Origin of the sequence: Streptomyces sp. NPDC003300 (assembly GCF_040610915.1) — a bacterium.
Classification (GTDB): Bacteria; Actinomycetota; Actinomycetes; order Streptomycetales; family Streptomycetaceae; genus Actinacidiphila.
In genome coordinates this window covers 317,417-330,836 of the sequence record NZ_JBEXNE010000001.1, presented here as the reverse complement: position 1 = coordinate 330,836, position 13,420 = coordinate 317,417, and the positions used below count along the sequence as shown (strand labels likewise).

12 protein-coding genes are annotated in these 13,420 nt (G+C 69.8%); 9 read left to right on the top strand and 3 right to left on the bottom strand.

Features of this window, described 5'->3' with window-relative positions:
- Nucleotides 1-32: 32 nt before the first annotated feature.
- From ABZX65_RS01240 to ABZX65_RS01220, 5 genes are read left to right on the top strand one after another with little or no spacing between them, the layout of a single operon-like run.
- Nucleotides 33-1,052, top strand: coding sequence for an ABC transporter permease (locus tag ABZX65_RS01240; RefSeq protein WP_355333022.1), 1,020 nt, complete (start codon nt 33-35; stop codon nt 1,050-1,052).
- Nucleotides 1,052-2,095 (top strand): ABC transporter permease, encoded by a 1,044-nt coding sequence (locus ABZX65_RS01235; RefSeq protein WP_355333020.1) that lies wholly within the window; start codon nt 1,052-1,054, stop codon nt 2,093-2,095. Before ABZX65_RS01240 ends, ABZX65_RS01235 begins: the two co-directional genes overlap by 1 nt.
- The gene (locus ABZX65_RS01230; RefSeq protein ID WP_355333017.1) at nt 2,092-3,192 is read left to right on the top strand and encodes an ABC transporter ATP-binding protein; all 1,101 of its coding nucleotides are present in this window, start codon (nt 2,092-2,094) and stop codon (nt 3,190-3,192) included. The genes ABZX65_RS01235 and ABZX65_RS01230 overlap by 4 nt, the downstream gene beginning before the upstream one ends.
- A complete protein-coding gene (locus ABZX65_RS01225) occupies nt 3,176-4,528 on the top strand; it encodes an ABC transporter ATP-binding protein (protein WP_355333015.1) in 1,353 nt (450 codons plus the stop codon). Before ABZX65_RS01230 ends, ABZX65_RS01225 begins: the two co-directional genes overlap by 17 nt.
- A 26-nt stretch (nt 4,529-4,554) precedes the next feature.
- Nucleotides 4,555-6,153 carry an ABC transporter substrate-binding protein gene (locus tag ABZX65_RS01220; RefSeq protein ID WP_355333012.1) on the top strand — a complete coding sequence of 533 codons (1,599 nt, stop codon included), beginning with the start codon at nt 4,555-4,557 and terminating at the stop codon, nt 6,151-6,153.
- Nucleotides 6,154-6,266: 113 nt separating this feature from the next.
- On the opposite strand, the gene ABZX65_RS01215 is transcribed toward ABZX65_RS01220, so the two are convergent.
- The gene (locus tag ABZX65_RS01215; RefSeq protein WP_188282977.1) at nt 6,267-6,938 is read right to left on the bottom strand and encodes a response regulator transcription factor; all 672 of its coding nucleotides are present in this window, start codon (nt 6,936-6,938) and stop codon (nt 6,267-6,269) included.
- Between the two features lie 19 nt (nt 6,939-6,957).
- Nucleotides 6,958-7,842 carry a PD-(D/E)XK nuclease family protein gene (locus tag ABZX65_RS01210; RefSeq protein ID WP_355333010.1) on the bottom strand — a complete coding sequence of 295 codons (885 nt, stop codon included), beginning with the start codon at nt 7,840-7,842 and terminating at the stop codon, nt 6,958-6,960.
- On the opposite strand from ABZX65_RS01210, the gene ABZX65_RS01205 reads away from it, so the two are divergent.
- The 3 genes from ABZX65_RS01205 to ABZX65_RS01195 all read left to right on the top strand — a co-directional run bounded on the left by ABZX65_RS01205 (nt 7,769) and on the right by ABZX65_RS01195 (nt 10,956).
- A complete protein-coding gene (locus ABZX65_RS01205) occupies nt 7,769-9,202 on the top strand; it encodes a site-2 protease family protein (protein WP_355333008.1) in 1,434 nt (477 codons plus the stop codon). The two genes, ABZX65_RS01210 and ABZX65_RS01205, sit on opposite strands and share 74 nt — an antisense overlap.
- A gap of 35 nt (nt 9,203-9,237) precedes the next feature.
- Complete coding sequence (locus tag ABZX65_RS01200) at nt 9,238-10,158, top strand: tRNA (adenine-N1)-methyltransferase (RefSeq protein WP_355333006.1); 921 nt, start codon at nt 9,238-9,240, stop codon at nt 10,156-10,158.
- A gap of 231 nt (nt 10,159-10,389) precedes the next feature.
- Entirely contained in the window at nt 10,390-10,956 is a 567-nt protein-coding gene (locus tag ABZX65_RS01195) for a hypothetical protein (protein ID WP_355333004.1), read from the top strand.
- 58 nt (nt 10,957-11,014) lie between these two features.
- On the opposite strand, the gene ABZX65_RS01190 is transcribed toward ABZX65_RS01195, so the two are convergent.
- On the bottom strand, nt 11,015-11,368 hold the full coding sequence (locus tag ABZX65_RS01190; RefSeq protein ID WP_355333001.1) for a ferredoxin: 354 nt from the start codon (nt 11,366-11,368) through the stop codon (nt 11,015-11,017).
- A gap of 236 nt (nt 11,369-11,604) precedes the next feature.
- On the opposite strand from ABZX65_RS01190, the gene arc reads away from it, so the two are divergent.
- Nucleotides 11,605-13,371, top strand: coding sequence for a proteasome ATPase (arc, locus tag ABZX65_RS01185; protein ID WP_355332999.1), 1,767 nt, complete (start codon nt 11,605-11,607; stop codon nt 13,369-13,371).
- The last annotated feature ends 49 nt before the right edge of the window (nt 13,372-13,420 follow it).

The window sequence follows — 13,420 nt, the reverse complement described above, 5'->3', positions numbered from 1 at the left end:
CCTGTTCTGTTCCTGAAGAAAGACACACTCAGTTGAGCAACACGAGCAAGCAGTCCGGGTCGCTGCGCCGCTACGTCCTCACCAGGATCGCGCTCGCCGTGCCCATGGTCCTCATCCTGCTGGTCCTGGTCTTCGTCATGATGCGGGTGGCGCCGGGCGACCCCATCTCGGCCTCGCAGGGCGGCAAGCTGAGCGCGGCCGAACTCGCCGCCAGACGCCACGCGGCGGGCTTCGACGCCCCCATCTACCAGCAGTTCTGGGACTACCTGAAGTCCGTCGGCACCCTGAACTTCGGCACCACGTTCTCCGACCGCCGCAGCGTGCGGGACATCATCGTCGAGAACGGCGGCGCCACCCTCACCCTCACCGCGGGCGCCCTGGTCTTCGCCGCCGTCATCGGCATCCCCGTCGGCCTGCTCGCCGGCCGCTACCGGGACCGCGCGGTCGACGTCACCAGCCGGCTCTTCAGCACCGTCAGCTACGCCGCGCCCGTCTTCGTCACCGCGCCGCTGCTGATGCTCGCCTTCGGCTCCACCTCCGGCCAGGCCTCCCCGCTGGTGCAGCTCAACGTGCCCACCCAGACGCACATCCTCATCGTGGACGCGGTACTGGCCGGCGACTGGGACGCGGTCGGCGACATCACCCAGCACCTGATCCTGCCGTCGGTCTGCCTCGGCCTGCTCGTGGTCGGCGTCTTCATCCGGATGATCAGGATCAACCTCATCCAGTCGCTCCAGGGCGACTACATCGAGGCCGCCCGCGCCCGCGGCGTCAAGGAACGCCACGTCGTGGCGCGGCACGGCTTCCGCAACGCCCTGGTGCCGGTGATCACGGTCCTCGGCCTCCAGGTCGCCATGCTGCTCGGCGGCGCGGTGCTCACCGAACAGATCTTCAACTGGCCCGGCATCGGCCGCCAGTTGATCGACTACATCAACCAGCGCGACTACGTCGCCGTCCAGGGCATCGTCACCGTCTTCGCCCTGGTCGTCGTCGTGATCAGCATGCTGATCGACTTCGTGAACGCGCTGATCGACCCGAGGGTGCGGTACTGATGGCCCAGACAACCCCCATACCCCCCGGCCCGGCCACCGAGGCCCCGCAGGCACAGCTGCCCGCCCCCAGGTCGACCCGCTTCGGCGGCCTGCGGCGGATCTGGGCGGCGATCCGCGAGGCCCGCGGCGTACCGCGGTTCATGCTCTGGACCGGCGCCCTGATCTCCGCGCTCTTCGTGATCATGGCCGTCTTCGGCCCGCTGATCGCGCCGTACGACTTCGACACGTACCAGTCCGGCGGCACCCGCTTCCCCAAGCAGGGCGCGCCCGACGGCGACCACTGGTTCGGCACCACCGTGCAGAGCCTCGACGTGCTCTCGCGCACCATCTACGGCGCCCGCACCGCGCTGGAGGTGATGGTGCTCGCCGTGGTGTTCTCGCTGATCATCGGCGTCCTGCTGGGCCTGCTCTCCGGCTACTTCGGCGGCTGGCTCGACCGCATCCTGGTGCTCGTGATGGACGCGCTCTTCGCGTTCCCCTACCTGCTGCTGGCGATCGTCGCCGGATTCGTCTTCGCCGGGATCGCGGGCGGCAGCATCATCACCGCCGCCCTGTCGATCACCGTGGTCTACATCCCGCAGTACTTCCGGGTGGTCCGCGCCTCCGCGCTCTCCGCCCGCGAGGCGACCTTCGTCGAGGCCGCCCGCGCGATGGGCGCCAAACCGTCCGTCGTCATCCGCAAGTACCTCTTCGGCAACGTCATCCAGTCGGTGCCCGTCATCACCACGATGAACGCCGCCGACGCCATCGCCACCCTGGCCGGCCTCGGCTTCCTGGGCCTGGGCATCCAGCCCACCGACGCCGCCGAGTGGGGCTACGACCTCTCCCGCGCCATCGACGACGTCAACGCGGGCATGTGGTGGACCTGCCTCTACCCGGGCCTGGCCATGGTCATCGCGATCCTCGGCTTCACCCTGCTCGGCGAGGGACTCAACGACGTCCTCAACCCGACCATGCGCCGCCGCCGGATCTCCAAGGTGCTGCTCCCGCCGCACACCCGCCGCCGCACCGTCATCACCCCCGAAGGGACGGCCGCCAAGTGACCACCGTGACCGAACCCGTCCCCGCCGGGCCCGCACCCGCCGGACCCGTCCTGTCCGTACGCGACCTGCGCGTCTGGTACGGCACCGACCGCGGCCCGGTCCGCGCCGTGGACGGCGTCAGCTTCGACGTACGCCCCGGCGAGACCCTCGGCCTGGTCGGCGAGTCCGGCTGCGGCAAGTCCACCCTCGGCCGCGGCGTCCTCGGCCTCACCCCGGCCGCCGCCGCGGTCGACGGCGAGGTCGTGCTGAACAGCGAGGGCGGCGCGGGCCGCAACCTCACCGAACTGTCCGACCGCGAGATCCAGAAGCTGCGCGGCCCGGAACTCGGCCTGATCTTCCAGGAGCCGATGACCCGGCTCAACCCCCTCATGCGGATCTCCCAGCACTTCGAGGAGGCCCTGCGCACCCACCACAAGGACCTCCCCAAGCGCGAGGTGAAGGCGCGCGCCCTGGAGGCGCTGCGCGGCATGGGCATCCCCGAGAGCCGCTACGAGAACTACCCGCACGAGTTCTCCGGCGGCATGCGGCAGCGCATCATGATCGCGCTCGCGCTGGTGCTGCGGCCCGCGTTCATCGTCGCCGACGAGCCCACCACGGCCCTCGACGTCCTGGTCGAGGCGCAGATCATCAAGATCCTCGCCGACCTCAGGAAGAACTTCGACACCTCACTGGTGCTGATCACGCACAATCTCGGTATCGTCGCCGAAGCGTGCGACCGCGTCGCGGTGATGTACGCCGGCCACATCGTCGAACAGGGCGATGCCCGCGCGGTGTTCGCCGACCCGCAGCACCCGTACACCAAGGAACTGCTCCGCTCGACCATCTCCCTGTCCACCACGGGACTGCACTACATCCCCGGCAGTCCGCCGGATCTGGTGCGACCGCCGGAAGGCTGCCGGTTCCATCCGCGCTGCCCGGTGGCGATGGCGGGATGCGCGACGGCGGAGCCGCCCGAGGTGACGCTGCCCTCCGGCGTGCGCAGCGCCTGCTGGCACCAGGCCATCGAGGCCGATCCCTCGCTGGCCGACGAGTTGGGAACGGGCGGGCGCGAGCCGCTCGCCGCGGTGAAGGAGATCAGCGTTGCTGACGAAGCCTGATGTGATGCCCTCCTCCGGCGCCGCCGGGGACGGCGCGGAGGCGCTCGTCGAGGTCGACGACCTCGAAGTCCACTTCGGCCTGCGCGGCAGCCTGCTGGGACGCTTCGGCGGCCGGGCGGCCGGCGCGGTCAAGGCCGTCGACGGCGTGAGCCTCACCCTGCGCAAGGGCGAGGTGCTCGGCCTGGTCGGCGAGTCCGGCTCGGGCAAGACCACCCTCGGCCGCACCCTGATCGGCCTGAACAAGGCCACCGGCGGCTCCATCCGCTACCGCGGCCAGGAGATCGGCGGCCTCGGCGAACGCGCGCTGCGCCCCCTGCGCCGCAAGCTCCAGATGGTCTTCCAGGACCCGCACGCCTCCCTCAACCCGGCGATGGACATCCGCACCGCCGTCGGCCACCCGCTGCGCATCCACCGACTCGTCGACAGCGAGCAGGAGTACGACGCCAGGGTCACCGACGCGCTGGAGCGCGTCGGCCTCACCCCGCCCGAGCGCTACCTCTCCAAGTTCCCCGCCGACCTGTCCGGCGGCCAGAAGCAGCGCGCCGTACTGGCCCGCGCGATCATCGCCGAGCCGGAACTGCTGGTCGCCGACGAACCCATCTCGATGCTCGACATGAGCGTCCGCGCCAAGATCCTCCAGCTCATGCTGGACCTCAAGCGCGACCTGGACCTCACGTACGTCTACGTCACCCACGACCTGGCGAGCGCGAAGTTCTTCTGTGACACCATCGCCATCATGTATCTCGGCCGGATAGTCGAGTACGGCCCGACCGCACAGGTCTTCGCCGACCCGCAGCACCCCTACACCAAGGCCCTGCTCGCGGCCATCCCGGAGCCCGACCCTCGGCTGGCCGTGGAGCGCGAACTGCCGCGCGGCGAGATCCCGGACGCCGCCGCACCGCCCCTGGGCTGCGCCTTTCACCCGCGCTGCCCGGTCGCGGTCGCCGAGTGCGGCTGGGAGGCCCGCGACCTGCGCGCCCTGCTGGAACGCCGCTGGCTGGAGCTGCCCCCGCAGGACAGCACCGCGGAGAAGGCGCTGTTCGCGGACCTCGATTCACTGTCCGCTCCAGGGCTCGGCCACGTATCGATCGCCCCCGGAAGAAGCCACACGGCCGAGGATGTGCTGGAATACCTCCGGCGTCTGCGCGAGGAAGCATCGGCGGCCGAACCGCGTGAGCCCTTCTGGCGCGGAGTGGTCACGATGCGTGCCGAAAGCGGCCGGGTCGTGGTGGAGTTCGCCCCGCCACGCGATCCGCGCCTCAACCTGATTCCGAAGACCGGCGTGCAAGTCGCCTGCCACCTGCACCAGCACGCCGCGAGCGCCCAGGGAACATGAGCGGGAACAAGAGGAGAACGACGACGATGAACCGCAAGCTTCTGGTGCTGCCCGCCCTGCTGGGCGTCATGACACCCCTGATCGCTGGGTGCGGCGGTACCGGCGGGGGGAGCGGCGACAGCGGCAAAGCCATCGTCGTCGGCACCACGGACAGTATCGAGCTGACCAAGGACAACCCGGCCCCCCTCGACCCGGCGACCTCCTACGACAGCGCGACCTGGAACATCTTCTACAACACGTTCCAGATGCTGCTCACCTACCCGCGCGGCAGCACCACCCCGACCCCGGACGCGGCGAAGGAGTGCCACTACAACGACACGTCCGGGCTGACGTACACCTGCACGATGCGCGACGGCCAGAAGTTCTCCAACGGCCACGACCTCACGGCGGAGGACGTCAAGTTCTCCATCGAGCGCATGCAGAAGATCAACTACAAGGTCGGCCCGGCGTCCCTCATATCGGACGTGAAGTCCGTCGAGGCGCCCGACTCCAAGACCGTGATCTTCCACCTGAAGGCCGCCGACGCCACCTTCCCGGCCAAGCTCGCCACCCCGGCCGCCGCGATCGTCGACAGCCGGGTCTACGAGATGGACAAGCCGTACACCGGCTTCAAGCTGGTCGGCTCGGGACCGTACACGCTGGACTCCTTCGTCCAGGCCAAGCAGGGCGTGTTCTCCAAGAACTCGCACTACGGCGGCATCCTCAAGCTCAACAACAGCAAGGTCGACCTGAAGCTGTTCGCCGACTCCAAGAAGATGGAGGCGGCGCTCAAGGCCGGCAGCATCGACGTGATGTCGCGCACGCTGAACCCGGACCAGATCAACAACCTGCTCCAGAGCACCGACCCGAACGTGAAGCTGACCGAGGCCCCCGGCGGCGAGGCGCGCTACCTGTTCCTCAACACCGACTCGCCGAACCTCAAGGACGTCGCGGTCCGGCAGGCCATGGCATGGGTCCTGGACCGCCAGGCGATCACCCGTGACGTCTACAAGCGCACCGCCGAGCCGCTGTACTCGGTCGTGCCGCAGGGCATCACCGGTCACATCAACTCGTTCTTCAACAAGTACCAGGTGCCGAGCGTCAGCAACGCCAAGTCGCTGCTGCACCACGCGGGCATCGACGACAAGGTCGAGCTGACCATCAACTACCGCCGTGACACCGGCGGCACGATGAACCAGCCGGAGGCCGAGGAGATCGCCCGGCAGCTCAACGCCAGCGGCCTGTTCACCGTCACGGCCAAGAGCGAGCAGTGGAACGCCTTCCTGTCCAAGGCGTCCTCCCGCGCCTACCAGATCTTCGCGATCAGTTGGCTCCCGGACTTCCCGGACCCCGACAACTACATCGCGCCGTTCTTCGACAAGGACAACTTCCTGAACCTGCCGTACAAGAACAAGCAGATCCAGGACCAGATCCTGCCTGCCACCCGCAAGCAGGCCGAACGCAGCACCGCCAGCGCCGACTTCGCGACCGCGCAGAACCTCATCGCGCAGGACGTGCCGATGCTGCCGCTGTGGCAGGGCAAGCAGTACATCGCGTCGCGCCCCGACATCACCGGTGTCGAGTGGGCGCTCAACTCCTCGACCACCACGCAGTTCTGGGAGCTGGGCCGCGGCGTCTCCGGCTGACCCGGAGACCGGCCGTCCGGTGACGGCGCGACGACGAAAGCGGCCGGCCGCGGTCCCGAACCTCAGGGACCGCGGCCGGCCGCTTCGCGCGTGTCGTGCGCCCGCGGGCGGCGTCAGCCCGCGCCGGGGCGCACCAGCCCGCTCTCGTACGCGTAGACCGCCGCCTGGACGCGGTCGCGCAGCGCCAGCTTGGTCAGCACATGGCCGACATGGGTCTTGACGGTCGTCTCGCTGACGAACAGCTCGGCGGCGATCTCCGCGTTCGACAACCCCCGGGCCACCAGCTTCAGCACCTCGACCTCGCGCTCGGTCAGCGAGTGCAGCGGCTGCGGCACCGCGTCCTCACCGGACGGCAGCCGGCCCGCGTACTTGTCCAGCAGCCGCCGCGTGATGCTCGGCGCGAGCATCGCCTCACCGGCCGCGACCACCCGGATCGCCTGCACCAGCTCGGCGGCGGGCGCGTCCTTGAGCAGAAAGCCGCTGGCCCCGGCCCGCAGCGCCTCCACCACGTACTCGTCGAGGTCGAAGGTGGTCAGCACCAGCACCTTGGCCGGGCCCGACCGGTCGGGCCCGGTGATCTGCCGGGTCGCCTCCACCCCGTCCATCCGGGGCATCCGGATGTCCATCAGGACCACATCGGGCTGCAACGCCCGCACCTGGTCCAGGGCCTGCTGGCCGTCCCCGGCCTCGCCGACCACGACGAGATCGCCCTCGGCCTCCAGGATCATCCGGAAACCGGTACGCAACAGGGGCTGATCGTCCACCAGCAGGACGCGAATAGCCACGGGTTCTCCTTCGCCTTCGCTAGATCGGGCCATTCTCGCCCACGAGAGGCAGCGCACCCGCTATTTCCGCCAGTGGATAGGGCGGGGGAGTCCCCCCGAACTCGGGACAGAACGCCTGGTGGTCGCACCAGCCGCACAGCGGCGTACGGCGCGGGCGCCAGTCCCCGCTGGCCGTCGCCTCCCTGATCGCCTCCCACAGGGCCTGCAACTTGCGCTCGGTGGCCCGCAGATCGCCCTCGGTCGGGTCGTACGTCAGCACGTCCCCGCTGCCCAGGTAGACGAGCTGGAGGCGACGCGGCACCACACCGCGCAGCCGCCACAGCACCAGCGCGTAGAACTTCATCTGGAACAGCGGCTCGTCCGCGTACTCCGGGCGCGGCGCCTTGCCCGTCTTGTAATCCACTACCCGCAGGTCGCCGCTGGCCGGTGCCACGTCCAGCCGGTCCACGTATCCGCGCAGCGTCAGCCCGGACTCCAGCACCGTCTCCACGTACAGCTCGCGCTCGGCGGGCTCCAGACGCGTCGGGTCCTCCAGGGTGAACCAGCGGTCCACCAGCCGCTCGGCGCTCTCCAGCCACTGCGCCAGCGCCCCCGCGTCCACCGCGTCGTCCGCCGCCCGGAACAGCGACGCCAGCTCGGGGCGGGCCGCCAGCAGCTTCCGCCACTCGCCCGGCACCATCGCCCGGGCCCGCTCGGCCGTACGCTCGGCGGCAGGGGCGTCGAAGAGCCGTTCGAGCACGGCGTGCACCACGGTGCCCCGGGTGGCCGCCTCGCTCGGCTGCTCGGGCAGCCGGTCGATCACCCGCAGCCGGTACAGCAGCGGGCAGCGCATGAAGTCCGCCGCGCGCGACGGGGACAGCGACGACGGAGGTCGCGGCGGGATGCTCTCGGTGCTGGTGCCCATGGCAGACGACCCTACGGCCTGCCACCGACAGTGCGGGTGTCCCGCCCGGAACAGCGGGGCAATAGCATGGCTGCGGAGCCCGTCGTCCCGCATGATCGACTCAGGGTCCGTATCCGAACGAGGGGAACCAGTGAGCGAGAGCGGCCGGCCGCCGTCCAAGAACACCAACATCCCGGGCCGGGACGGCGGCAGCGACAAGCCGCCGCGCGAGCCCGGAGGCGGCATCCTCATGGGCCGCTTCTACGGTGTCCCGATCTACGTCGCCCCGAGCTGGTTCCTGGTCGCCGCCCTGATCACCTGGGTCTTCGGCGGCCAGCTGGAAACCGTGCTGCCCGAGCTGGGCCGCATCCGCTACCTGGTCTCGCTCTTCTTCGCGGTCGCCTTCTACGCCTCCGTGCTCATCCACGAACTGGCCCACACCGTCGCCGCGCTCCGCTTCCGGCTCCCCGTACGGCGGATCCAGCTCCAGTTCTTCGGCGGCGTCTCCGAGATCGAGAAGGAGTCGGAGACACCGGGCCGCGAATTCGTGCTCGCCTTCGTCGGCCCGCTGCTCTCGCTGGTCCTGGCCGGGGTCTTCTTCGGCGGCATGCAGTTCGTGGAGTCCGGCACCGTCCCCGGAGTGCTGCTCGCCGGACTCATGGTCAGCAATCTGATCGTGGCCATCTTCAACTTCCTGCCCGGCCTGCCGCTGGACGGCGGCCGGATGCTGCGCGCCGTGGTCTGGAAGATCAGCGGCAAGCCGATGACCGGCACCGTCGCCGCCGCCTGGGTCGGCCGGGGCCTGGCCATCGCCGTACTGATCGGCCTGCCCCTGCTGTCGTACGCGGGCGGGCTGCGCAACAACGGCGACGGCAGCGGCGCGGACTCGCTCACCGACGCCCTGCTCGCCGCGATCCTGGCCGCCATCATCTGGACCGGCGCGGGCAACAGCCTGCGCATGGCCAGGCTGCGCGAGCGGCTGCCGGGACTGCGCGCCCGCACCCTCACCCGCAGGGCCGTGCCCGTCGCCTCCGACACCCCGCTGTCCGAGGCGCTGCGCCGGGCCAACGAGGCGGGGGCGCGCGCCCTGGTCGTGGTGGACGGCGCGGGAGCCGCGACCGCGCTGGTCCGCGAGTCCGCGATCGTCAACATCCCCGAGCACCGCCGCCCCTGGGTCGCCGTCAGCGGCCTCGCCCAGGACCTCACCCCCGGCATGCGCGTCTCGGCCGAGCTGTCGGGCGAGGAGCTGCTCGACGCCCTGCGGGCCGCCCCCTCCACGGAGTACCTGGTGGTCGAGCCCACCGGCGAGATCTACGGCGTCCTGTCCACCGTGGACGTCGAACGCGCCTTCCTCTCGGCGATGTCCCGGCCCGACGCGTGAACAGGCGGCCGTAAAACAGCCGGTAGGGTGGTCTTATGTCCGAACCGACCGGTGCCGCCCGCCGACGCGGGCCCTTCAAAGTCGGGGACCAGGTCCAGCTCACCGACCCCAAGGGACGCCACTACACCTTCACGCTCGAAGCCGGAAAGCAGTTCCACACCCACAAGGGCGCTTTCCCGCACGACGAGCTGATCGGTGCTCCCGAGGGCAGTGTTGTCCGAACCACGGGAAACGTCGCCTACCTCGCGCTGCGCCCCCTGCTCCCCGACTACGTCCTGTCCATGCCCCGCGGCGCCGCCGTGGTCTACCCCAAGGACGCGGGGCAGATCCTGGCGATGGCCGACATCTTCGCCGGCGCCCGGGTCGTCGAGGCGGGCGTGGGCTCCGGCTCGCTGAGCAGCTTCCTGCTGCGGGCGATCGGCGACCACGGCATGCTGCACAGCTACGAGCGCCGCGCCGACTTCGCCGAGATCGCCACCCAGAACGTGGAGCGCTACTTCGGCGGCCCGCACCCCGCCTGGCAGCTCACCGTCGGCGACCTCCAGGACCACCTCTCGGACACCGACGTGGACCGGGTCATCCTGGACATGCTGGCGCCCTGGGAGTGCCTGGAGCCGGTCGCCAAGGCCCTGGTCCCCGGCGGCATCCTGTGCGCGTACGTGGCCACCACCACGCAGCTCGCCCGTACCGTGGAGGCCATCCGCGAGCACGGCACCTTCAACGAGCCCGCGGCCTGGGAGACCATGGTCCGCACCTGGCACGTCGAGGGACTGGCCGTCCGCCCCGACCACCGGATGATCGGACACACCGGCTTCCTGCTCACCGCCCGCCGCCTCGCGGACGGCGTGGAGCCCCCGCTGCGCCGCCGCAGGCCCGCCAAGGGCGCCTACGGCGAGGACTACACCGGACCCGGCAGCGCGAGCGGCGGCTCCGCCCCGGCCGACGCCGCCTCGTAGCGCCACTCGGTCAACAGCGCCGTTTCGGCCAACTTCACCCGGCCGCCGCCGGTTTGCCCTCCGATGGGCACCGGCGGCGGCTTTCTCGCGGTCCGATTCTCCGGGTCCGTGGGCCTTTCCCCGAACCGCACGCGCGGTACCACGGGCAACTGCCGCCCCGCCGTTCCCCCCTGGTGTGACGTATGGCACCATGCTGGCCACCCCCGCCGTTCGACCCCAGGAGACAGGCGAGTGCAGCCGTCCGCAGGCCCGGCCCTCCCGCACACCCGCACCCGCACGGTGCACTGGATCACCACGGCCGCCGCGCTCGGCGCCATCGTGGCCGCGGGGGCCCTCGTACAGCCCGCGGACGCCTCATCGGGCGGCGCCGAGGCGCCCGCCACCCCGGTGGCCGCGCCGGACCCCCAGGCGGTCACGTACCCGCTGGACTGCGCGGGCGCCCCGGTGGAGGTCCTGAACCACGTGTCCGGCGACCTGGACGGCGACGGGCGGCCCGAGACGGTCGTCGTGGTGCGCTGCCGGACCGACACCGGCACCCCGCCCAGCGGCGTCTTCGTCCTCGCCGCGCCCGCCACCGCGGGCGGGCGTCCGACGATCGCCGAGACCCTGGTCAGGCCCGCCGACAAGCGGTCCGTCACCGGTTTCCGGCTCCAGGGCCGCACCGTACGGGCCACCGTGCTCGGCTATTCGAGCGACACCACGCCGCGCTGCTGCCCCGACCTGAAGCGGGACTACTCCTGGGAGTGGCGCGACGGCCGCTACGTGGCGCTGCCCGGCCCGGCGAACAACAGCATCTGACCGCGGGCGGCCGTCCGGCCGCACGGGCCCGGAGCCCGCCCCCGGCCGCCCGTCCGGCTCAGTCGGCGTCCGGGCCGTACACCTCGACCCGGTCCGCCGCGCGCCGCACGTGAATGCAGTCGCCCGGGCACTCCTTGGCCGAGTCCACCACATCCCGCAACAGCGGCAGCGGTACGGGTACGGTGGCACCAGGTGTCTGGAGCAGCTCGGCTTCCTCACCCTCCGGAGCCGGACCCTTCACATAGGCCAGCCCGTCGATGTCCAGCTCGAAAATCTCGGGCGCGTACTGCACGCAGATCCCGTCACCGGTGCAGAGGTCCTGGTCGATCCAGACCTCGAGTGCTTCGGCCGTCTCGTTGCCCACGGAAACCCTCGCCTGCCGTTCGTCGTTCAGGAAGCATCGGAAACTCATCAGCAACACCATCAGGAAGCAACAGCCTTCGCAGGGTGTTGACCGGATCGACGATACAACCGGCGGCTTTCCGATGGTGATCGGCGGGTCTCGGTGGGTATCTCACTGGCGGAGGGACGTACGCAAGGGTGAAGATCGGACACACCGCGATCGTCTTTTTGATCTAGGGGTTTACACCCCTACCGGCCCAGGTAGGGTCTGGAAACGTCCAGCTCCCCTTGGAGGAGGTGAGGACCGTGGCGGCCCACGACGACGACTACAACCGTGGCGGCCGACCCGCTCGTGGTTCGGAAGACCCCATGAGCCAGGTCGCCTTTCTTGAGCAGGAGATCGCCGTCCTGCGACGCAAGCTCGCCGATTCTCCGCGGCACACGAGGATTCTCGAGGAGCGGATCGTCGAGCTGCAGACCAACCTGGCAGGTGTGTCCGCGCAGAACGAACGGCTGGCGAACACCCTCCGGGAGGCCCGCGACCAGATCGTGGCCCTCAAGGAGGAAGTCGACCGGCTCGCGCAGCCACCTGCCGGCTTCGGCGTATTCCTTCAGGCCAATGACGACGGCACGGCCGACATCTTCACCGGCGGGCGCAAGCTCCGGGTGAACGTCAGCCCGGCCGTAGACCTCGAAGACCTCAGGCGCGGACAGGAGCTGATGCTCAACGAAGCGCTCAATGTGGTCGAGGCGATGGAGTTCGAGCGCGTCGGCGACATCGTCACCCTCAAGGAGGTCCTGGAGGACGGCGAGCGCGCCCTGGTGATCGGACACACCGACGAGGAGCGGGTGGTACGGCTCGCCGAACCTCTCCTCGACGGCGCCCTGCGGACCGGCGACGCCCTGCTGCTGGAACCGCGCTCCGGCTATGTCTACGAACGGGTCCCCAAGAGCGAGGTCGAAGAGCTCGTCCTCGAAGAGGTGCCCGACATCGACTACCGCCAGATCGGCGGACTCGGCGGCCAGATCGAGCAGATCCGCGACGCGGTGGAGCTGCCCTATCTGCACGCCGAACTCTTCAAGGAGTACGAACTGCGCCCGCCCAAGGGCGTGCTGCTCTACGGCCCTCCCGGCTGCGGAAAGACCCTCATCGCGAAGGCGGTCGCCAACTCGCTGGCGAAGAAGGTCGCCGAGGTCACCGGGCAGCCGCAGGGCAAGAGCTACTTCCTCAACATCAAGGGTCCCGAGCTGCTGAACAAGTACGTCGGCGAGACCGAGCGGCAGATCCGCCTGGTCTTCCAGCGTGCGCGGGAGAAGGCGAGCGAGGGCACCCCCGTCATCGTCTTCTTCGACGAGATGGAATCCCTCTTCCGCACCCGCGGATCCGGTGTCAGCTCGGACGTGGAGAACACCATCGTCCCGCAGCTCCTCGCCGAGATCGACGGTGTGGAGGGCCTGGAGAACGTCATCGTCATCGGCGCGTCCAACCGTGAGGACATGATCGACCCCGCGATCCTGCGGCCCGGCCGCCTGGACGTGAAGATCAAGATCGAGCGTCCCGACGCCGAAGCGGCCAAGGACATCTTCTCGAAGTACCTGGTCGACACCCTGCCGCTGCACACCGAGGACCTTTCGGAGCACGGCGGATCCAAGGCGGGCACCGTGGACGCCATGATCCAGTCGGTGGTCGAGCGGATGTACTCCGAGACGGAGGAGAACCGCTTCCTGGAGGTCACCTACGCCAACGGGGACAAGGAAGTCCTCTACTTCAAGGACTTCAACTCCGGAGCGATGATCCAGAACATCGTCGACCGGGCCAAGAAGATGGCGATCAAGGACTTCCTCGACCACGACCAGCGCGGCCTGCGCGTCTCCCACCTGCTCGCCGCCTGTGTGGACGAGTTCAAGGAGAACGAGGACCTGCCCAATACCACCAACCCCGACGACTGGGCCCGTATCTCCGGCAAGAAGGGCGAGCGGATCGTCTTCATCCGCACCCTGGTGACCGGAAAGCAGGGCGCGGACACCGGACGCTCCATCGACACCGTGGCGAACACGGGACAGTATCTGTAAGCACTACCCTCCGGCTGCGGGTCCCCACAGCGGGTACCCGCAGCCGGTG